Origin of the sequence: Citrobacter enshiensis, from assembly GCF_029338175.1 — a bacterium.
GTDB classification, from domain to species: domain Bacteria; phylum Pseudomonadota; class Gammaproteobacteria; order Enterobacterales; family Enterobacteriaceae; genus Citrobacter_D; species Citrobacter_D enshiensis.
Genome location: NZ_CP119862.1, coordinates 638,417 through 659,080 on the forward strand (window position 1 = coordinate 638,417; position 20,664 = coordinate 659,080).

The 20,664-nt window shown below is 53.6% G+C and carries 20 protein-coding genes and 1 tRNA gene; 12 read left to right on the top strand and 9 right to left on the bottom strand.

The window, feature by feature from the left end:
- The first annotated feature begins 34 nt into the window (after positions 1-34).
- The 10 genes from P2W74_RS23440 to P2W74_RS03185 are packed head-to-tail and all read left to right on the top strand — an operon-like array spanning position 35 to position 9,276.
- Positions 35-118 (top strand): DUF6890 family protein, encoded by an 84-nt coding sequence (locus P2W74_RS23440; RefSeq protein WP_371357790.1) that lies wholly within the window; start codon positions 35-37, stop codon positions 116-118.
- Complete coding sequence (locus P2W74_RS03145; protein WP_276293849.1) at positions 115-2,082, top strand: phage tail tape measure protein; 1,968 nt, start codon at positions 115-117, stop codon at positions 2,080-2,082. The genes P2W74_RS23440 and P2W74_RS03145 overlap by 4 nt, the downstream gene beginning before the upstream one ends.
- Positions 2,079-2,408 carry a DUF2590 family protein gene (locus P2W74_RS03150; protein WP_001289823.1) on the top strand — a complete coding sequence of 110 codons (330 nt, stop codon included), beginning with the start codon at positions 2,079-2,081 and terminating at the stop codon, positions 2,406-2,408. Before P2W74_RS03145 ends, P2W74_RS03150 begins: the two co-directional genes overlap by 4 nt.
- Positions 2,405-3,589 carry a baseplate J/gp47 family protein gene (locus P2W74_RS03155; RefSeq protein WP_276293850.1) on the top strand — a complete coding sequence of 395 codons (1,185 nt, stop codon included), beginning with the start codon at positions 2,405-2,407 and terminating at the stop codon, positions 3,587-3,589. The genes P2W74_RS03150 and P2W74_RS03155 overlap by 4 nt, the downstream gene beginning before the upstream one ends.
- Entirely contained in the window at positions 3,582-4,169 is a 588-nt protein-coding gene (locus P2W74_RS03160) for a phage tail protein (protein ID WP_276293851.1), read from the top strand. Before P2W74_RS03155 ends, P2W74_RS03160 begins: the two co-directional genes overlap by 8 nt.
- 10 nt (positions 4,170-4,179) lie before the next feature.
- Positions 4,180-5,754 (top strand): phage tail-collar fiber domain-containing protein, encoded by a 1,575-nt coding sequence (locus P2W74_RS03165; protein ID WP_276293852.1) that lies wholly within the window; start codon positions 4,180-4,182, stop codon positions 5,752-5,754.
- Positions 5,754-6,341 carry a tail fiber assembly protein gene (locus P2W74_RS03170; protein WP_276293853.1) on the top strand — a complete coding sequence of 196 codons (588 nt, stop codon included), beginning with the start codon at positions 5,754-5,756 and terminating at the stop codon, positions 6,339-6,341. The genes P2W74_RS03165 and P2W74_RS03170 overlap by 1 nt, the downstream gene beginning before the upstream one ends.
- Positions 6,331-7,056: a hypothetical protein gene (locus tag P2W74_RS03175; protein WP_276293854.1), complete on the top strand. Its 726-nt coding sequence runs from the start codon at positions 6,331-6,333 to the stop codon at positions 7,054-7,056. Before P2W74_RS03170 ends, P2W74_RS03175 begins: the two co-directional genes overlap by 11 nt.
- Complete coding sequence (locus tag P2W74_RS03180; RefSeq protein ID WP_276293855.1) at positions 7,028-7,573, top strand: baseplate complex protein; 546 nt, start codon at positions 7,028-7,030, stop codon at positions 7,571-7,573. The genes P2W74_RS03175 and P2W74_RS03180 overlap by 29 nt, the downstream gene beginning before the upstream one ends.
- Entirely contained in the window at positions 7,573-9,276 is a 1,704-nt protein-coding gene (locus P2W74_RS03185) for a hypothetical protein (protein ID WP_276293856.1), read from the top strand. The genes P2W74_RS03180 and P2W74_RS03185 overlap by 1 nt, the downstream gene beginning before the upstream one ends.
- Before the next feature lie 510 nt (positions 9,277-9,786).
- Here P2W74_RS03185 and P2W74_RS03190 read toward each other — a convergent pair.
- Together P2W74_RS03190 and P2W74_RS03195 are read right to left on the bottom strand one after the other, a co-directional pair.
- A complete protein-coding gene (locus tag P2W74_RS03190; protein WP_276293857.1) occupies positions 9,787-10,617 on the bottom strand; it encodes an abortive infection family protein in 831 nt (276 codons plus the stop codon).
- 143 nt (positions 10,618-10,760) lie between these two features.
- Positions 10,761-10,836, bottom strand: a tRNA-Ile gene (locus P2W74_RS03195).
- A gap of 125 nt (positions 10,837-10,961) precedes the next feature.
- Here P2W74_RS03195 and mug point away from each other — a divergent pair.
- Positions 10,962-11,468 (top strand): G/U mismatch-specific DNA glycosylase, encoded by a 507-nt coding sequence (gene mug / locus P2W74_RS03200; protein ID WP_276293858.1) that lies wholly within the window; start codon positions 10,962-10,964, stop codon positions 11,466-11,468.
- A 45-nt stretch (positions 11,469-11,513) separates the two neighbouring features.
- Here the strand turns inward: mug and P2W74_RS03205 are convergent, their stop codons facing one another.
- From P2W74_RS03205 to rpsU, 4 genes are all read right to left on the bottom strand, one after another.
- Positions 11,514-12,077, bottom strand: coding sequence for an NADAR family protein (locus P2W74_RS03205; RefSeq protein WP_276293859.1), 564 nt, complete (start codon positions 12,075-12,077; stop codon positions 11,514-11,516).
- Positions 12,078-12,135: 58 nt separating this feature from the next.
- Positions 12,136-13,980, bottom strand: a complete 1,845-nt coding sequence (gene rpoD / locus P2W74_RS03210; RefSeq protein ID WP_276293860.1) for an RNA polymerase sigma factor RpoD — start codon at positions 13,978-13,980, stop codon at positions 12,136-12,138.
- A 165-nt stretch (positions 13,981-14,145) separates the two neighbouring features.
- The gene (gene dnaG / locus P2W74_RS03215) at positions 14,146-15,891 is read right to left on the bottom strand and encodes a DNA primase (protein WP_276293861.1); all 1,746 of its coding nucleotides are present in this window, start codon (positions 15,889-15,891) and stop codon (positions 14,146-14,148) included.
- A 152-nt stretch (positions 15,892-16,043) separates the two neighbouring features.
- Positions 16,044-16,259 (bottom strand): 30S ribosomal protein S21, encoded by a 216-nt coding sequence (gene rpsU / locus P2W74_RS03220; RefSeq protein WP_001144069.1) that lies wholly within the window; start codon positions 16,257-16,259, stop codon positions 16,044-16,046.
- A 237-nt stretch (positions 16,260-16,496) separates the two neighbouring features.
- Here rpsU and tsaD point away from each other — a divergent pair, with 237 nt between their 5' ends.
- Complete coding sequence (gene tsaD, locus P2W74_RS03225; protein WP_276293862.1) at positions 16,497-17,510, top strand: tRNA (adenosine(37)-N6)-threonylcarbamoyltransferase complex transferase subunit TsaD; 1,014 nt, start codon at positions 16,497-16,499, stop codon at positions 17,508-17,510.
- Positions 17,511-17,606: 96 nt separating this feature from the next.
- Here tsaD and P2W74_RS03230 read toward each other — a convergent pair whose 3' ends face one another.
- From P2W74_RS03230 to ttdA, 3 genes are read right to left on the bottom strand one after another with little or no spacing between them, the layout of a single operon-like run.
- On the bottom strand, positions 17,607-19,070 hold the full coding sequence (locus P2W74_RS03230) for an anion permease (RefSeq protein WP_276293863.1): 1,464 nt from the start codon (positions 19,068-19,070) through the stop codon (positions 17,607-17,609).
- Between the two features lie 48 nt (positions 19,071-19,118).
- Positions 19,119-19,724, bottom strand: coding sequence for a L(+)-tartrate dehydratase subunit beta (gene ttdB / locus P2W74_RS03235; protein WP_276293864.1), 606 nt, complete (start codon positions 19,722-19,724; stop codon positions 19,119-19,121).
- Complete coding sequence (gene ttdA / locus P2W74_RS03240) at positions 19,721-20,632, bottom strand: L(+)-tartrate dehydratase subunit alpha (RefSeq protein WP_276293865.1); 912 nt, start codon at positions 20,630-20,632, stop codon at positions 19,721-19,723. Before ttdA ends, ttdB begins: the two co-directional genes overlap by 4 nt.
- Positions 20,633-20,664: the final 32 nt, after the last annotated feature.

A 20,664-nucleotide genomic window follows, 5' to 3' on the forward strand; every position in this document is an offset into this window, starting at 1 on the left:
TGGTCAGGACTCTGTTGACGATATCGCCGCTGCCATATGGCTGGATAACCGTCACTGGGAATATACGGGAATAGCCGTGGCCAATGGTGTGGCTAAAGCATTTAAAGGCACTGAATGAAACAGTTAGATTTTACATTAAGCCTGATTGATAAATTGTCGCGCCCGTTAAAACAGGCGCAGGGCAGCGTCACAGGCTTTGCGGAAAAATCAAAAGAAGCCTTTATGCAAATTGGCGGCGGTGTGCTGGCGCTGGCAGGTACGGGAATGGCCATCAAAGGGGCGTTATCACCGGCCATTGAAATGTATGACGCGCTGAATGATGCGGCAGCAAAAGGGATTGATGATTCTGCGCTTAAAGCAGTTCAGCGTGATGCTCTGCGTTTCAGTACAACCTACGGCGCCAGCGCGGTGGAGTTTGTCCAGTCCACGGAAAGTATTAACGCTGCCATCGCGGGACTGACCGGGAATGAGCTGCCGAAAGTAACAAAGGTCGCCAATACGCTCGCTTTTGCGCTTAAGTCCACGGCGGCAGACACGGCAGAGTTTATGGGACAAATGTTCGGTAACTTTTCCGCCGATTCCGCCCGGCTGGGCAAGGTGGAGTTTGCCGAACAGCTGGCCGGAAAAATGGTGTACATGCGTAAAACCTTCGGCACGGAAATGGCCGCTATCAAGGATTTGATGGAAGGCGCGCGCGGTGTGGGGACGAACTACGGTGTGGGGCTGGATGAACAGCTGGCCGTGCTGGGACAGTTGAACCGCACACTGGGATCGGAAGCCAGCAGCGCGTATGAAGGCTTTATGACCGGCGCAATTGAGGGGGCTAAAAAGCTGGGGATGTCCTTCACGGACTCTACCGGCAAAATGCTGTCCATGCCTGAAATGCTGATCAAATTGCAGGGTAAATACGGCAAAAGCCTGGAAGGGAATCTGAAAGCCCAGGCGGAGCTGGATGAGGCATTTGGTGACAGTTCGGCGGTGGTGAAACACCTGTATGGCAATGTGGCACTTCTTCAGCGGAACATCACGGAGCTGGGCGGGGCGGATGGCCTGAAGCGCACCCAGGAAATGGCACAAAAAATGGTGAAGCCGTGGGATCGGTTTGTCCAGATCCTGAAAGCCATTCAGACGGTGATTGGGCTGACGCTGATGCCGGTGTTGTACCCGATGTTGAATCGTCTGGCAGATATGGGGCAGACCTTTGCACGCTGGATGCAGTTGTTTCCCAACATTGCCCGCGTTATCGGTTATGCGTCTGTGGCCTTGCTGGGGTTTGCTGCTGTGGGTGCGGTGGCCAATATCGTGATGGGGGCGTCCCGGTTCATCATGATTGGGCTACGCGGGGTCTGGGCTGCGCTGACGGCTGTCACGAAGGTGTACACCGCCACGGTATGGCTGGCGCAGACTGCCGTCACAGCATGGAATGTGACACTCAAATTTCTGCGCGGGGCTTTGCTGGCGGTGCGTATGGCCGCAGTAATGGCCGGGATTGGCATCAATCTGATGAGCTGGCCGATCCTGCTTGTGATTGGTGCGGTGGCTTTACTTGCTGCGGGTTGCTGGCTGCTGGTGAAGCACTGGGACACGGTAAAAAATGCCGTGATGGAGACAGGGGCGTTTCAGATCTGCGCCAGAGTCGTGGAATGGCTGGCTGGGGTATTTGCCTCCGCCTGGGAATTTATCAGTGCGGGCTGGAATGCCTTTATTTCTCTGCTGACCGGGTTTTCTCCGTCTCAGGCATTAAGCGAAATGGCCACCGGCATTGTCTCCCTGTTTGATAATGTCTGGCAGTCCATAAAAAGCGGTTTTCTGACGTCATGGAACTGGATTGTCGGAAAACTCAATAAAATCCCCGGCGTGGATATCTCACTGGCAAATGAATCTGCGCCGCCGCTCACCGGTAATGCACTTTCAACAGGAGGGGAATTAAAAGGGATTGATAAGGGCGGCATTAATAAAACAATTAGCAGTAATTCTAAATCGGTGACAGATAACAGCCGTAAAATTGGTGAAGTGCATTTTCATACAAAAGAGGTGTTTTCACCGGGTCAGCTAATGGAATGGCAGGAGCTAAATGCGTGAGTGAGATTCTTTATATTGATTTGCTGATTATGGACGGGGATTTTGTTCTTAATACAGGTAATGAACCTGAATTATGTAATAACCGCAGAAGTATCGGGCAGGACATTATTCACGCCATTATTGAAAGTGGTCTGGCAACGGAATTAATTGCTGAACGCAGTCCGACAATGCGGGCGGATATTTTCACCCGCATGGAATTACTGATTGAAGAAGACGATCGTATTGTGCCGGGTACGGTGGATATCAGTGAAGAAAGCCAGAAACGGTTATGGATCACGGCCAGCACATACGACTTCGGCGGGATTTCAACGCAGGTGGATTTATGACGGAAAAACCCCAGGTCGATTTTGAAGAGGTGGTGAAAGCCAGCGGAATGCCGGTGACGGAATCCGAGGTGCGCGAACGTTTTAATGCGATTGCGGACGATGAGGGCATCATCACCAACACATCCCGCATGTCACCTTTCTGGCGGCTGATTACGGCCATTGTGACTGCGCCGGTCATGTGGCTGAAGGATGTTCTGGTGTCCACCGTGCTGGCCAATATGTTTGTGGCGACGGCCAGCGGGAGCATGTTGCGATTGCTGGCCTGGGCAGTGAACGTCACGGCGAAACCTGCCAGCGCCGCAGAAGGGGTGATCCGGTTTGTTAAGGAAGATGCCAGAGCGGTGGTGACGGTGAAAGCCGGAACGGTTATCCAGACCGAACGCATTAACGGGACGGTGTACGAACTGGCCACGACGGGCGATGTGGTGATCCCGTCAGGAACCGCCAGTGCATTGCTGCCGGTGAAAGCGACAGGAACAGGGGGCGCGTACAACCTTGCGCCAGGGTATTACCGCATTCTGCCCGTGGCCGTTGACGGCATCAGCCATGTGGCCAGTGAGGAAGACTGGCTGACCGTTCCGGGGGCTGATGAAGAAAGTGATGACGAACTGCGCGAACGATGCCGCAATCAGTTCAATCTGGTGGGGAATTACCACACCGACGCCGTGTACCGTTCGATGATTGCCAGTGTTGCGGGACTGAGTATTGATCGGATTTTCTTTGAGCACGAAGCGCCGAGGGGACCAGGTACCGCGAACGCGTATCTGTTACTGGACAGTGGGGTGACTTCCGCACCGTTTGTGGATGCTGTGAATGACTACATCAACTCACAGGGGCATCACGGCCACGGCGACGATATGCAGTGCTATGCCATGCCGGAAACCCTTCACGATTTAGTAGTCACCGCCTGGGTCAAAAATCTGGCAAACCTCAGTGATGATGAGAAGAAAGGGATGAAGGACGGGATAGAAAACCTGATCCGCTGTGCCTTTCGTGAAAATGCTGACTTTGACGTCAGAAAAACATGGCCGTACTCGCGTTTCTCGTTCTCCCAACTGGGGCGGGAAATACACAAAGCCTTTGCACTGACGGAATCGCTGACATTTTCACTGGGCGACATCACCAGTGAACTGAGCGTGCCGCGCCTGAAATCACTGGTGGTGAACATTGAAAATGAATGAGTTCATGAAAAAGCTGGCCGGGATGGTGCTTCCTTCCTGGATGAATAAAGGCGAGCCGGGGAAGTTGCTGAAAACAGCGCAACGATTCTGGGCAGAGGTTTACGGCTGGATAACCTGGCCACTGAATCAGTTTGATCCGCTGACGTGTACACCGGCGTTACTGAATTTGCTGGCCTATGACCGGGACATAACCCGCTTTGACGGGGAACCCCTCAGCCTGTTCCGCAAGCGCGTGGCGTTTGCCTTCATCAATGCGCGGGATGCCGGTTCGGTAGAAGGATTTATCAACATCTTTGAACGGCTGGGCATCGGGTATGTGGAGCTGCTGGAGCGCCAGCCGGGGATTGACTGGGATGTGATTCTGGTTCGCGTCACGGACAGCCAGATAGCGGACAACACGCAGCTGCTGATCCAGATAATCCGTCAGTACGGGCGAACATGCCGCCGTTATCAGTTTGAAGTCATCACCTCTGAAAAGCTGACCATCCGGGCAGGATGGGATCAGGGGGAATATGTGGTTTATCCGGCAACGTTAAGCGGGACGGAAACCCACAGCGCAACATTCAGCGCAGGTTTGTAAGGAGTTTTATATGTCACAGACAGCTATCACGCTGGCGTTTGAGCAATGGAAGGCGAAACAGGCCGCGACAGGTGAAGCGGTTTTACTGGACGAATTTGTGTTTGCCAGTGTGCCTGGACTGAACCCGGATACCCCCGTTGACCGGAATGAAAAACAGCCACCGGCTGCGCAGATTGTTCACCGGCAGCCCGTTACCCGCACCGGCGTGGTGAATGAAAACGGGGTGGTGTATTCCGCCGTACTGGGGGCAGACGTGGGGGATTTCAGTTTTAACTGGATCGGTCTGCTGAATAAAGCCAGCGGAACGCTGGCGATGATTGTTCATGCACCGGCGCAGCAAAAGCTGAAAACAAAAGAAGGCCAGCAGGGTAACGTCCTCACCCGTTCATTCCTGATGGAGTACAACGGCGCCCAGACCGAAACCGGGATTACTACACCGGCTGAGATGTGGCAGATCGATTTCACTGCACGTATGGCCGGAATGGATGAACGCCAGCGTCTGGAAAACGTGGACATTTACGGTGCGGCGGCGTTTTTCGGTGATGGCTGGCTGGTCAGTAAAACCGGTAATCAGTTTTTCGTGACCAAAGGCACCGGCTATGTGGCGGGGTTACGTGCGCCACTGGATGCAAACAAGAATATTACCGTGACCGCCAAACCGGTAAAGGTCTGGCTGGATGTGTGCTGGACAGGGGCACTAACCAGTGTCTGGAATGTTCAGAGCAAGATTACCGTAGCGGAAAACCTGTCTGATTATGTGCAGAACGGCGCACAGCATTACGTGTTTGCGGTGGCCAGCATTGATGTGAATGGAAATATCACCGATTTGCGGCCAAAAGGGACGCTGAATGAGCAACAGGCAAGCAACGATTATCTGCGCAAAGATGCCAGTCTTGCTGATGTTAAAGACAAACCGAAAGCGAGAAAAAACCTTGCACTGGGAGAGCTGGCGACACTCGACAGAAATGATGTGTTGCCGGTGGGGATACCGGTACCCTGGCCAACGGATACGCCGCCAGCCGGATGGACGTTGATGCAAGGACAGGCTTTTGATAAAGCGGCTTATCCATTGCTCGCGGGTGCGTATCCTTCCGGGGTCATACCTGATATGCGGGGCTGGGTAATTAAGGGTAAACCGGCCAGCGGCCGTGCAGTGCTTTCACAGGAACTGGATGGCATCAAGTCACATACTCACAGCGCAAGTGCATCAAATACGGACTTAGGCACTAAATCAAGCAGTGCCTTTGATTACGGTACTAAAACGGCCAGCACATTTGACTATGGCACTAAAACCACTAACAGCACCGGAGCGCATGCGCACGGTATTTCTGTTGGTAACACAGGCGCAGGTAATGGCGTTTCAGCGGGTTATAACTCAGGGCTGGGCAACGGAACGACGGGGAGTGCAGGGGCGCACGCCCATACGGTCGGTATTGGCGCTCATAACCACACAGTCGGAATTGGTGCTCACAGTCACACGGTGCCAATTGGTGCTCATGGGCACACCATTACTGTTAACGCTGCCGGTAACGCAGAAAACACCGTTAAAAACATCGCTTATAACTACATTGTGAGGCTTGCCTGATGACTTTCAAAATGACCGACCAGGATCGGATTATCACTGTTTACAACCTGCTGGAGAGCACCCGGGAATTTATTGGCAAAGGTGATGCGTTCATTCCTGCCTTCACCGGCTTACCAGCCAATTGCACCACGATAGAACCCCCGAAAGCAAAAGCCGGGTTTACTGCCGTTTTTGATTCTGAGAATCAGGGATGGATTCGCAGTGAAGACCATCGCGGTGAGGTGGTTTTTAGCACCGAAACGGGGCTTGAAGTTGCGATCACGGAACCTGGCGCTTATCCGGACGGAACGACCACTATTGCCCCGGAAAATCCCTGGCAGAAATGGGACGGTGGCGCATGGGTTGATGATGAAGATGCGGCGCGTGAAGCGCAGGTTAATGAAGCGGAAGCGCATAAGAAAACCCTGCTTAATCTGGCAAACGGGGCTATTGCGACATTACAGGATGCCGTTGATCTCGATATGGCGACGGACGACGAAAAACAGAGCCTGGTTGAGTTCAAAAAATTCCGTGTGCTGTTAAGTCGTATTAACCCGGAAGATGCACCAGATATTGTCTGGCCGGAGGTACCGGGTAATGTGGCGTGATGCTCGTCTGGCCTTCACGGATTCGCTGGCCGCGTTAAATTGTTCCATGGTTCCCGCGCATCCGTGGATCTACGGCCTGGGACAGCAAACGGAAAACGGGGCATATCTCAGTCCGGTGAATGCCGTCAGATATCTGGCGGAAAGGCTGGCTGGAACGGGTGGCCATGCTGACGTGGTGATCATGATGGTCACAGGCCAGACACAGGAGAATTTCATGTCCGGGCTTAACAGCCTGGTGGATGTGTTCCCCGCACCGGCATTCACCCAGGTAAAGCGGCTGGCGCAGTCCGCAGCGGAACTGGCCATTACAAAAATGCAGATCCCTGCAAAAGCCGGGATGGGTTTACCTGCGGCCATACCGTTGTCTGTTCCAACCAGCAGGGCGGCATTATCCGCAGCGGCCATCAGCCAGGCGCAGGCAGCGGCCAGTGCCGGGTTTGATTTAAACGGGATAAAACAGCAACTGGGTGAGTTCACGCAGCTGCGCGACAAACTGATTAATGATGTGGCCAGCGGGTTAAGTGACTTGCAGGGGAAAAGCGCCAGGGCATGGGTATTCACGGCCAGCGGTGATACCGGCACAACCCTGCTGGAGCTGGTCAAAGATATACCGCAGCAGTCTGCCGTTTATACGGCAGCCATGATGCTGGTTGGCGATAATCTGGATGGAATAAAAGGAATGATTCATGACTTCGATCCCAACGCTGGCGCTTAATGGTGAAGCCATCCTGCTGAAGAATATGCGAGTGACAGTCTCGCAGCAGTTTCAGGATAAAGACCAGTCCGGGCAGACCAGCGCCACGACCAAATCAGAGCAGGGCGCAAAGGGAAAAGAGCTGCGTATCAGTGGCGAAATACCGTTTAAAAAGCCGGAGATCCTGAAGCGTATTTTTGAGCTGGCCAGCGCCACCGATACCGGAGGCAATCGCCAGAAATACCGTGTTGCCCACGAGGTGGCCAGAGCCGTTAATTTTCGTGAGGCAACATTCAGCGGAACGCTGGATGCCCCACAGCAGGACGGGAAAATGGCATGGCTGGTGACATTCACGCTGGCGGAACATATCAGCGTGCAGGAAAAGCGGGAGGCCAGGGCAACCGGCAAAACGACCGCGAAAAAACAGACGGCGGGCAGCGCAGGACAATCCGGTGGGCAGTCTGCCGGAGAAGATGAAGAAAAACTGACGTGGTTTGAAAAGAAAGTGCTGAAACCCGTCAATGATGTGTTGGGTTAATGATGAAACCAGTAAAACGCCTTTACCTTTCAACGGATGAAGTTCACCTGGCCGATGCCAGCCTGGTGCTGGAGCTGAACAGCTGCGGCCGGGGATTTATCACGGCACAGACAACCGCGGATTACACCGGAAAACTGGTGCGGCTGGATGTGGGTTACAGCGATCTGCTTTTGCGCTGGTTTACCGGCTATGTGGAACGCTCACAACCCGCCGAAAATGGGTTTCAGCGTCTGTTTGTACGCGAGCTGGTCGGCGTATTTGAAAGAATGTGGCCATGTTCATTTCAGCACCCAACCTTGCGGAAGGTGGCCAGCTGGCTGGAGGAAAACAGCGGGATCACCATCACCGTACCCGATGCCCCATATAGCGACACGCCGATCCCACATTTCACCCATAACGGTACAGGGTACCAGTTGCTGAATAATCTGGGCAGGGCATTCAGTATCCCGGATTACATCTGGTATCAGATGCCGGATGGTTCGCTGTACGCTGGCGGCGCAGAAAAGGCGCTGTTTGCCGGTCGTCCGGTCGATATTCCGGCAGAGTTCAGCCAGGGCGCCGCTGGCGGTAATTCCATGACACTGCCGGTTATCCAGAGTCTGCGGCCGGGTGCGGAACTGAACGGGGAGCGTGTGACCAAAGTCCATCTGACCAATGACACGATGGCCATCACATGGACACCCAGGAACCGCGCCACGGGTAAGCCATTGCAGAAAACACCGGCGCAACGCCAGATTGAAAGCCATTACCCGGAACTGGCCTCCGGGCTTCATTTGCCGAAAATGGCCAGGGTGGTGTCACACAGTGAGGCGGTCACCAGCGGTAATTTTGCCGACCCGTTCCGCCCGCGTTATGCCGTTGACGTGCAGCTGCTTGATGCGGACGGGAACCCGGATAACCAGACCCCGGTTTATACCGCAGTACCGCTGCCGGTACCAATGGCCGGTCATGACTCCGGCATGTTCCAGTTTCCGCCAGAAGGGACACTGGTTGAAGTTGCGTTTACCGCAGGTCGACCGGATAAGCCGTTTATCAGGCAGACGTTGCCGGATGGTACCAGCCTCCCGGATGTTAAACCCGGTGAGCAGCTGCAACAGCAGCGGGCTGAAGTGTCACAGCGAGTTACCCAGGCTGGCGACTGGGTGCGGCAGACCGATCAGACCATCAGTGAAACATCGATGGCGCGGACGGTGAAAGCAGATACAGAACAGCGCGATCTGATCAGCCGCGAAACCACGGTTAAAGCCACGGATAAAGCTACTGTGGTGGGTACCGCCACCCTTATGGCCGGAGCCATTCAGCAGGTCAGTGCCGGGGATTTTAGCCAGGCCGTGAAAGGCAACAGGCTGGCCAGCATTGAAGGGAATGACGAAACCGATATAACCGGGAAACAGTCCACGAAAGTGGCCGGCGCTGTGACCGTTGACGTGGGGGAAAGCCTGACAGAAAAGATTGCCGCGCTGCGCAAATCCGTGGCCGCTGGCGGTCAGCAGGTTATGGGGGCAACGGTGCATATTGGCAGTGAGAGTACCAACGCCCTGACCATGATGCTGGACACCATTGATTTGCTGGCAGAACTGGCGCGGCAATGCGCGAGCCATTCACACCCCAGTGTCGGTACGCCGACCAATGCGGGAGCCTTCACCCAGACGGCGACAAAGGCCGGACAGACCCGGAGCAAGTACCAGAGCATCATTGCCTGACCATCCCAGACAGCCCGCAAAACGCGGGTTTTTTTGTACCCCTCGCCTGAAGCCCTGCGGCGCAATCTGAGCGCCAAAATCCACACACTGACACCGCGTAACACCTGAAAAGGATCTGTGCCGTCACGTTGCGCTGACGTAGCCACACGCAGACAAAATAAATCTTTCGCAGACAAAAACGGCACTACACCGCACCCGCCTGCGGTTTCTGGATCGATAAAATTTTTCAGTTTTCTTTTCCTACAAACCGGACTGCCAGACCGCGCCAACACTGGTGGCTTTGCGGAGAGTGTGAACTGAAAAGAATGAAAGGAATTTCAGGGTTTTTCAGTTTCATGGATCTGAGGAGGATCTAAAAAAATTAATAAATTGCAGAAAAATAAGGAGTTATAAATTTTAGGTGAATTTAATGGTTCTAATAACGAAAGTGTTGGTAGGAAAACAAAAACCCGCGAATCCATGACTGGAGCGGGTTGTAGCTTAGAGTCATTCAACAAAAAAACTGAAAAACTATTCCTTCAGTTTTCTTTCGTCCCATGACTCCAGAATATATAAAACCAGCGTATGTGCCGAGTTAATCGCAAGCCGGGCATGACGGGGCAGAACTTTATAGGATTTTCTTCCTGCGCCGTGTGCTGTGCTGGCGTGTGTACGGAAAGCACCGATACCATCTACGATAGAGAATAGTCCGGTGAGTATCCTGCGCAGGTCATTATCCTCAATCACTTGAGGATTCATGCCTAAGCTATCTTTCACCACTTTCCATACACTCTGAAGGTCTTGCTTGGCGGGCATCTGTAAACCTTCATCTGTAATATAAATTTTGCAAACTGATTCAAGAATATTGCATGCAGCGGAGACCGACTCTTTGGGCTCTTTTTGTATATGCTCCAAAGCTCGGTTGAACTCCATTTCAATTGCAGGCATGTTTCTGCCTTCAATCGCCTCTTGCAATGAAACTGATGGCTTCGAACCCCCAGAAGAGATGTAGCCGCCTGTCATATATGAGAAGCCGTATTTAGCCAACATTTTATTAATGTTTTCTTTGAAGGTTGGCTCATTTTTGTTTTCAGCAAATAAATTGAATGGAGACGGGGTGGGAAAGGATGTTTCACTCTCCATGTAACCTTCGAGCAACTTGCCAAGTACAGCGAGAGGGTCGTCACATTCTTTGTTTATTCTGCGGAGCCATTCCAGTGCTTTGACGTGCTTTGAACCATCAGGAGCGTCTCCTGGGGCATCAGCATAGAAAAAAAGGCTATTTAAACTTGCATGAGTTTCTATAGATGATATGTGATCGGCTACAACTGACACCAAAGGTTGCGGAATTTTTCTTTCCATTTTCCTCTAACTCGTCGTTTGAAAGGAAGGTGCGCCGGTTCGCATTGCGTTTGTCATGCGACACTTTTGCGACACATCAAAAGATAGCGGTTGTTTTGGTAGGGGTTATTTGTTGCTATCTATTTGATAATAAAGGAAGAATTTGGTGGCCCCTGCTGGACTTGAACCAGCGACCAAGCGATTATGAGTCGCCTGCTCTAACCACTGAGCTAAGGGGCCGTGGCGAGGGATTATAAAGTAACTCTGTGCTGCAATCCAGCCATAACCGTACGTATGCTGTTTTTATAAACAACGTATTTTCAATTCGTTATACTTCCCCTCTATTGTATTGTTTGGGAGGTTTCATGGTTAAGGACATACTGGCGCCGGGGCTTCGCGTCGTGTTTTGCGGCATCAACCCGGGGCTGTCTTCAGCGGGAATGGGGTTACCGTTTGCGCATCCCGCCAACCGCTTCTGGAAGGTGATTCATCAGGCCGGATTTACCGATCGCCAACTAAAACCGGAGGAGGCGCAACACCTGCTGGATTTTCGCTGTGGTGTGACCAAACTGGTCGACAGGCCGACGGTACAAGCGAATGAAGTCTCGCGAGAGGAGTTACGTAACGGCGGTCACAACCTGATTGACAAGATTGAGCGCTACCAGCCACAGGCGCTGGCCATTCTGGGTAAGCAGGCTTTTGAGCAGGGATTTAGCCAACGTGGCGTACAGTGGGGAAAACAGGCGATGAGTATTGGCGTGACCCAGGTATGGGTGCTACCGAATACCAGCGGGCTAAGCCGGATCGCTCTGGATAAGCTGGTCGAAGCCTATCGGGAGCTGGATGAGGCGCTGACGGTGCGCGGACGTTAAGTATGGCGTGTAAGCCCCGACGCAAGCCGGGGTTAAGGTAAATCGTTACTCTTTCGCCAGGCGATCCCTGACTGCCATGAGGGCAAATCCCAACAGATTTTCACCCTGCCATCGCGACGGTGTTGCAGCATCCGGATGATCTTTTGCCAGACCAATTCCCCAGATTTTATCTACCGGACTGGCTTCCACCAGAACACGAGGGGCGGTACTGAGCAGAAATGACTTGAGTGCCGGGTGCTGGCTAAACTTATGGTAATTGCCCTCGCTCACCAGCTCGAAACAGCTCTCCTGCCAGCGGTGTTCGTCAAATCCTGCGACTTTGCGGCCCAGTTTTTTGGCTTCTGCAGGCGTTTGCGCGGCGAGGATCTTCGTCAGCATGGCCTCATCGCCAAACAGACGCGCTTTTCCGGCCATCATCCAGTGTTCCGCCGTGGCATATACCACACCGTTATGATTGAAAGGCGAATTTTGCCACCACTGACTGAAACAAGAGGCGGTGATCGTTCCGTCAGCGGAGGGTTGATGTCCCCAGAACCACAGATATTCAACGTGCTGGTCGTTATCGAGCGCACGGAGCAGAGCGGGGAGTGAATAGCATCCTTGTTGCATGGTGGTTGCTCCTGTAAAAAAGCCCTCACGAAGAGGGCTTAAGAACAATTAAAAACGATTAATCGTCGAGGAAGCTACGCAGCACTTCAGAACGGCTCGGGTGACGCAGTTTACGCAGCGCCTTCGCTTCGATCTGACGGATACGTTCGCGGGTGACGTCGAACTGTTTACCCACTTCTTCCAGCGTGTGGTCGGTGTTCATGTCGATACCAAAACGCATACGCAGAACTTTCGCTTCACGGGCGGTCAGGCCAGCCAGAACGTCGTGCGTTGCGGCACGCAGGCTCTCGGTGGTCGCAGAGTCCAGCGGCAGCTCGAGGGTGGTATCCTCGATGAAATCACCCAGATGCGAATCTTCATCGTCGCCGATCGGCGTTTCCATGGAGATTGGCTCTTTGGCGATCTTCAGCACTTTACGGATCTTATCTTCTGGCATCAGCATACGTTCAGCCAGTTCTTCCGGCGTCGGTTCGCGGCCCATCTCTTGCAGCATCTGGCGAGAAATACGGTTGAGCTTGTTGATCGTCTCAATCATATGTACCGGAATACGGATGGTACGCGCCTGATCCGCGATAGAGCGGGTGATCGCCTGACGGATCCACCAGGTTGCATAGGTGGAGAACTTGTAACCGCGACGGTATTCAAATTTATCTACCGCTTTCATCAGACCGATGTTGCCTTCCTGAATCAGATCCAGGAACTGCAGACCACGGTTGGTGTATTTCTTGGCGATAGAGATAACCAGACGCAGGTTCGCTTCAACCATCTCTTTCTTCGCACGACGCGCTTTCGCTTCACCGATGGACATGCGACGGTTGATATCTTTGACCTGTTCAATGGTCAGGCCGGTTTCTTCTTCGATCTGCTGCAGTTTCTGCAGGCCGCGGTGAACGTCATCTGCCACATCGTGCAGTTTTTCAGACCACGGTTTGTTCATCGCGATAGCAGCGTTGAACCAGGTTTCGCTGGTTTCGTTGCCGGTGAACAGCGTGATGAAGTTTTTCTTCGGCATTTTGCACTGCTCAACGCAGAGCTTCATGATCAGACGTTCCTGGGTACGGACGCGGTCCATCATGACGCGCATGCTGTTTACCAGGTAGTCGAACTGTTTTGGCACCAGACGGAACTGTTTGAACACTTCAGAAAGCTTCTGAATCTCAGCCTGTGCTGCTGCATGGCTGCGGCCTTTCGCTTTGATGGTGTCGCGGGTGATTTCGTACTGAGTACGCAGCTCACCGAATTTCTCACGTGCTAATTCAGGATCGATGCTGTTGTCGTCATCGCTGCTGTCGTCGTCTTCTTCTTCGTCTTCATCTTCGTCGTCATCCAGCTCTTCCTGGGAGAGTTCAGAACCGACGTGAGTGGCGGTAGGTGCCAGGTCTTCTTCCGCGTTCGGGTCAACAAAACCGGTGATCAGATCGGACAGACGCGCTTCTTCAGCTTCAACGCGATCGTACTGTTCAAGCAGATAGGTAATGGCTTCCGGATACTCGGCAACGGAGCATTGAACCTGGTTAATCCCGTCTTCGATACGTTTAGCGATGTCAATTTCGCCTTCACGGGTTAACAGTTCAACCGTGCCCATTTCACGCATATACATGCGTACCGGGTCAGTTGTACGACCGATTTCAGATTCCACGCTGGAGAGAACCTGAGCCGCAGCTTCTTCCGCGTCTTCATCGGTGCTGTTGGTGTTTTCAGCAAGCAGCAGATCGTCGGCATCCGGTGCTTCTTCCATCACCTGAATACCCATGTCATTGATCATTTGGATGATGTCTTCGATTTGATCTGAATCGACGATATCTTCCGGCAGATGGTCATTGACCTCGGCATAGGTCAGATAGCCTTGCTCCTTACCACGTTGGACAAGAAGCTTCAGCTGTGACTGCGGGTTTTGCTCCATAAGACGGTATCCACACTTAATTCGTTTGATTGGTGTTGGGCGGTTAAACCGCCAACGGCAAAACGAGGGCGTACTTATATTTGTGCCGCTGCCTCTCAGTGCGGCTGTCGGGGGCTTCCCGAACGATATTCGGCACTTAAGCCGTTAAATACTTTTGTCTTTCGTTTATTTCTTCGCCAGTTCCTGGTTTAGCGTCCAGAGTTCCCGGCGTTCTTCGCTGCTTAAACCGTGTGTGCGCTCACGAGCTATCAACTCTTCCTGGCGCAGCTCAAGCATCGAATCAAACATATGGTTGAGTGAGTCGGTGAAGGTTTTTTCTGCGATATCCTTATCTGCTATATCGTCCCACATCGACAATTTTTCAAGGGTCGCCGCATCATTTGTGCCGCGATAATGTTCTAAAAGTTGCCCAGTGGTCAGACCTGGCTGAGACAGACAAGTGTTGACCAGTTCTACAAATAAGCCAAGTCCCGGCAATTTTTGTGGATCCAGTCCACCAAGCGGTGGAACCAACGGTGCTAAATCTGGGTTTTGCACCAGTAATCCTATCAGTATACGCATGGTCGTGCGTTTTAGCTGCGGAGCCTGGCGGGAAGCGCCATTTTCTGCCAGTTTTGGCATTAAACGTTCAAGCTGGCTGTCATCCAGAATGCCGAGCTTGTTGCCCAGTTCCTGTCGCAAATAAATACGCAGCGTTTCACCCGGCACCTGCGTGATTAACGGCAGCGCCAGCGTACTGAGCTGAGCACGTCCGTCCGGAGTACTCAGATCCACTTGCGGCAGCAGGCTGTTAAACAAAAACGCGGAGAGCGGCAATGCCTGCTCCATCCGAGCTTCGAATGCTTCTTTACCTTCTTTACGCACCAGCGTGTCAGGATCTTCACCGTCAGGTAAGAACATAAAGCGTAACTGGCGACCATCCGTCATATAAGGTAGCGCGGTTTCCAGCGCTCGCCAGGCGGCATCGCGTCCGGCGCGGTCACCGTCGTAACAGCAAATGACGTTGTTCGTCGCACGAAATAACAGCTGGATGTGATCGGCAGTGGTCGATGTCCCCAGAGACGCCACGGCGTAGTTAATGCCGTATTGCGCCAGCGCGACTACATCCATATAGCCTTCCACCACTAACAGGCGCTGCGGGTCAGCGTTATCCTGCTGGGCTTCATAAAGGCCATACAACTGGCGACCTTTATGGAAAATATCGGTTTCCGGGGAGTTCAGGTATTTCGGCATGGCGTCACCCAGCACGCGTCCACCAAAACCAATCACCCGTCCACGCTTATCGCGGATGGGGAACATCACCCGTTCGCGGAAGCGGTCGTAACTGCGTCCCTGATCGTTGGTAACCAACATACCCGCATCAACCAGCGATTTGCGATTCTCAGTATTGTTGCCAAACCGTTTCAGGACGTTGTCCCAGCCGGGGGGCGCAAAACCAATAGCAAAACGGGCGATCACGTCGCGACTTAATCCTCGCTTTTCCAGATACTGGCGCGCGGGGGTTGCGGCGGGTTGCATCAGAGACTGTTGATAAAATGTGTTCAGGCCGTCCATCAATTGATAAAGACTTTGCCGTTGATGGCGCTCTATCTGACTGGGGCCGTTGCCTGCTTCATAGGGCACTTCAAGATTGTGCATCGCAGCCAGCTCTTCGACCGTTTCCACGAACTCGAGCTTGTCGTAGTTCATGAGAAAATCGACGGCGTTACCGTGCGCGCCACATCCAAAGCAGTGATAAAACTGTTTCTCACCGTTTACGGTGAAAGAGGGGGTTTTTTCGTTATGGAATGGACAGCACGCATGGTAATTTTTGCCCTGTTTTTTTAGCTTCACCCGCGCGTCGATGAGATCGACGATGTCGGTGCGCGCCAGCAGGTCATTGATAAATACGCGTGGAATTCGTCCAGCCATATGCCCCTTTTATACACTCCATCTTTCACGCATCATGAATGATTTTGTGTATATGCCAATGCATAAACGAAAATAAGCCGCGCATTCCTTTCGGAAGCACGGCCTTACAACTACAACTCGGTCTGAATTGAGGGCCGCGACCCTCAGAAGACTTAGTACAGACGAGTGCGGCGTGCGTTTTCGCGAGCCAGTTTCTTCGCGTGACGTTTCACAGCGGAAGCTTTAGCGCGCTTACGTTCGGTAGTCGGTTTTTCATAGAACTCACGACGACGAACTTCCGCCAGAACACCTGCTTTTTCGCAGGAACGCTTGAAGCGACGCAGTGCTACGTCGAACGGCTCGTTTTCACGTACTTTAATTACCGGCATCTAACTCTCACCTTTAATAAATTCGGTTTGCCGCTGGCATCAACGCCAGCTTATTTCAAAATGGTGCGGAATTTTACTGCAATTGCTGCTGCTTTGTAAAGCACCGCGGCCGTTTTTGAAAGGGACTTTTATAAGGGTGAGGAGTATACACGAGGCTTCCTCCAGGGGCGAACAAAGTTTTACATCAACCCGCATTGGTCCTACACTGCGCGGTAATAGAGCGAGGTAGAATAAGTCATGCGTGTATTGGGTATTGAGACATCCTGCGATGAAACCGGCATCGCCATTTACGACGATGAAAAGGGTCTGTTGGCCAACCAATTGTATAGTCAGGTGAAATTGCATGCTGACTACGGTGGCGTGGTGCCTGAACTGGCCTCGCGCGATCATGTGCGCAAAACCGTACCGTTGATCCAGGCGGCGCTGAAAGAGGCGGGTTTAACGGCGAAAGACATTGATGCGGTGGCGTATACCGCAGGGCCGGGTCTGGTCGGCGCGCTGCTGGTCGGCGCAACCGTGGGGCGCTCACTGGCCTTTGCCTGGAATGTTCCTGCCATCCCTGTGCATCATATGGAAGGCCATCTGCTGGCACCGATGCTGGAAGATAACCCGCCGGAATTTCCGTTTGTCGCGCTGCTGGTTTCTGGCGGCCACACTCAGCTCATTAGCGTGACAGGGGTAGGCCAGTACGCACTGTTGGGCGAATCCATTGATGATGCGGCGGGTGAAGCCTTTGATAAAACCGCCAAACTGCTGGGGCTCGATTACCCAGGCGGTCCGATGCTGTCGAAAATGGCGGCTCAGGGTACTGCCAGGCGTTTTGTCTTCCCGCGCCCGATGACCGATCGTCCGGGGCTGGATTTCAGCTTCTCCGGCCTGAAGACCTTTGCGGCCAACACGATTCGCAGCAATGGCAATGACGATCAGACCCGTGCGGATATCGCCCGCGCGTTTGAAGATGCGGTGGTGGATACGTTGATGATCAAGTGCAAACGCGCGCTGGATCAGACCGGCTTTAAACGTCTGGTGATGGCGGGCGGCGTGAGCGCCAACCGCACGCTGCGTGCAAAGCTGGCCGAGATGATGCAAAAGCGTCGTGGCGAAGTGTTCTATGCGCGCCCGGAGTTTTGTACAGATAACGGCGCGATGATCGCCTATGCCGGGATGGTGCGTTTTAAAGCCGGAGCCACGGCCGATCTCGGCGTGACCGTGCGTCCACGCTGGCCGCTGGCAGAGTTACCCGCAGCGTAATGTTTGTTTGCCGGATGGCGGCTTCGCGTTATCCGGCAAAACGGCCATATAAGAAGCGTATGGAAAAAGGGCGACATTATGCCGCCCCAACGGGGTTTACAGCAAAACGAGAGGCATCCAGACCAGACCGGTTACCACCAGCAGAACGAGGAAGATCAGGCCGAAAATGGCACCTAACCGCCAGTAATCGACCGTTGGCAGATAACCACTGCCGTAGTAGATGGGGCTTGGCCCGGTCGCATACGGGGTAAGAATGCTGCCCAGACCAATGGCTGCGCCCACCATCAGGCAGAACACCGGTAACGGGATCTCCGGCATCGCCAGCGCGGCGGCGATCATCATCGGTGCCAGCGCTGAGGTATAGGCGGTGGCGCTGGCAAAGAAGTAGCGCAGCAGATAGAACACCACAATCAGCGCGACCATTACCATCACCGGCGAATAGCCGCTCAACCCGTTTGCCAGCAGCTTGCCAAACCAGGTGATAAAGCCGGTATTGTTGAGTCCTGTTGCGAGGGTAATCAGCGAAGCGAGCCAGAAGAAGACGTTCCACGCGGCTTTATTACTGACGATGTCATCCCAGGAGATGATGCGTAATACCAGCATTAATGCCACCACGCTGTAACCGACCATCGCGGCATCGATATAATCACCGCCTAAGATCCACAGCACCAGCGCGCCAACCATCAGCACCAGCATCTTTTTCTCACGTGAGCAGAGCGGACCCATCGCTTTCAGCTCCGTCTCCGCCCAGCGCGGTACCTGATCGCCTGATTTCAGTACTGGCGGATACAGCACGTAGGCCAGCCACGGCACCAGCAGGACCAACAGAATACTCAGCGGCAGCATGCCTAAGAACCAGTCTCCCCAGCTTAGCGCCGTATGGGCCGCGCCTTTCATCAGGCCAATCAGCAGCAGATTAGGCGCCATCGCGGTCAGGAAAATGGCGCTGGTCACGCAGTCGGCGACAATTCCCATCCACATAATGTAGGAGCCAATAGAACGGGAACTGGTGTCATTGGGCTGTGAGTTATAGAGCGGCGGCAGGTTACGGATAATCGGGTAGATTATCCCGGCGCCGCGCGCGGAGTTGGAGGGGGTAACGGGAGCGAGGATCAGCTCAGAGAACATCACCGCGTAGCCAAGAAATAGCGTGCGATGCCCCATCTTTTTCACCAGCATCAAGGCAATACGCCGACCGAGGCCGGTTTTTTCATAGCCGGTGCCGAACATAAAGGCGGCGAAAATCAGCCAGATAACCGAGTTAGAAAAGCCAGAGACCGCCCACGACAGTGATTTGGCGGTAAATTTGAAACCTTCCTGCGCGAGCTGTTCCGGGCTGAACAGCAGCCACGGCGACAGGACGGCAATGATCGAAATCCCAATCATCGCGACTACCGCGCCCGGCACAGGTTCCAGAATGAGTCCCACGATGACACCGGTAAAGACCGCAAAATAGAGCCAGGTGTGGCTCTCAAGACCGGTGGGGACGGGCAAAACAGTAATAATGGCGATGACCACCAGCGGAGCCAGGTATCGCCACCAACCAGCTAAAGGTGCCATTGTCGTATCCCTGCGAAGAGGGAGAGGCGCAAAGCCTCTCCGGAAGGGTTATTTGATGTAATGGACGTGCTCGCAGATCTCGTCGACGATAGGACCGCGACGTGCGGCGAACTGTTTTTTGTTTTCGGCGATCAGGTTGTTGCCGTGGGTGTCGATAGAGACAATCAGCGGACCGAACTCTTTCACCCGGCAAACCCAGAGGGATTCCGGCATGCCGAGTTCCGTCCAGTGCACTTCTTCAATCTCTTCAACCTGGGTCGCAGCAACGACTGCGCAGCCCGCCGGGAAGATCACGTGCAGCGCTTTAAATTTCTGGCAACCCTCTTCGGTGAGCGGACCCATGCCGCCTTTACCCACCACCAGCTTCACGCCGGTCTGCTCAATAAACTCTTTTTCAAAGGCTTCCATGCGCATGCTGGTAGTTGGGCCGACGGAGACCATCTCCCACTTCTCCCCGTTCTTACGCACGATGGGACCGGCGTGGAAAATCGCTTTGCCGTTGAGGTCGTAAGGGATCGGACGCTTAAGTTCGATCAGGCGACGGTGGCAGACGTCGCGGCAGGTCACCAGTGTGCCGGTCAGGTAGATCACATCGCCAATACGGATATCTTCCAGGTCTTCGGCCTTGATCGGGGTAGTCAGGATCTTTTTCATAACGCGCTCCGGGTGTGGGACAGGTTTTCGAAGGAGAGGTCAGAATGAACCAGCAGCGTGCCGCGACGGTGCGCCCAGCAGCCGGTGGAAACCGCCACGCCGATCGTCGACGGGTGGCGCGCGGCGGATTCGATATGCACGCCCATCACTGAGCTGTTGCCGGTGAGTCCTTGCGGGCCAATTCCCAGCCGGTTAAGTCCTTCTTCCAGGCGCAGTTCAAGCTCGGCGGCTTTTGGATTTGGATGTCGTGTGCCAATCGGGCGCAGCACCGCTTTACGTGAGAGTACGGCGGCGGTTTCAACAGAGGTTGCGATTCCCACGCCCACCAGTACCGGCGGACAGGCGTTTACGGCCAGCGTGGAGATATTTTCAAAGACGAATTTCACCACGCCTTCGTAGCCTTCGGAGGGCATTAGCACTTTGGAGCGTCCCGGCAACGTACAGCCGCCGCCTGCCATGTAGACTTCGATTTCTGCCTCATCGCCGTCGGGGATGATGTCCCAGGTCACCCACGGCACGCCGCTGCCGGTGTTTTTACCGGTGTTTACTTCGTCAAAAATCTCTACCGCATTGTGGCGCAGCGGCGCTTTCACGGTGGCATCTTCTACGGCCTGTTTAAGAATGCTTTGCAGCTCACCCAGCAGCGGGAAACGGGAACCGACCTTGACAAAAAACATGATCTCGCCGGTGTCCTGACAGGCCGGGCGGTTCAGGTCGATAGCCTTCTGCATGTTGTCGAACATGGTGTGGTAAATGATTTTACCCATTGGCGAGGTTTCGCCTTCTCGCAGCTGTTTTAATTTAGCCACCACGTCGTCGGGCATCCGGGTAGAAATCATGGCGGTAAAATTAGCGACAATTTCTGTCAACGTATTAACCGCGTTTTGATTATTTTGATTGCTCATCATGTTAACTCCAGTTCTTTATTTATCTGGAAATA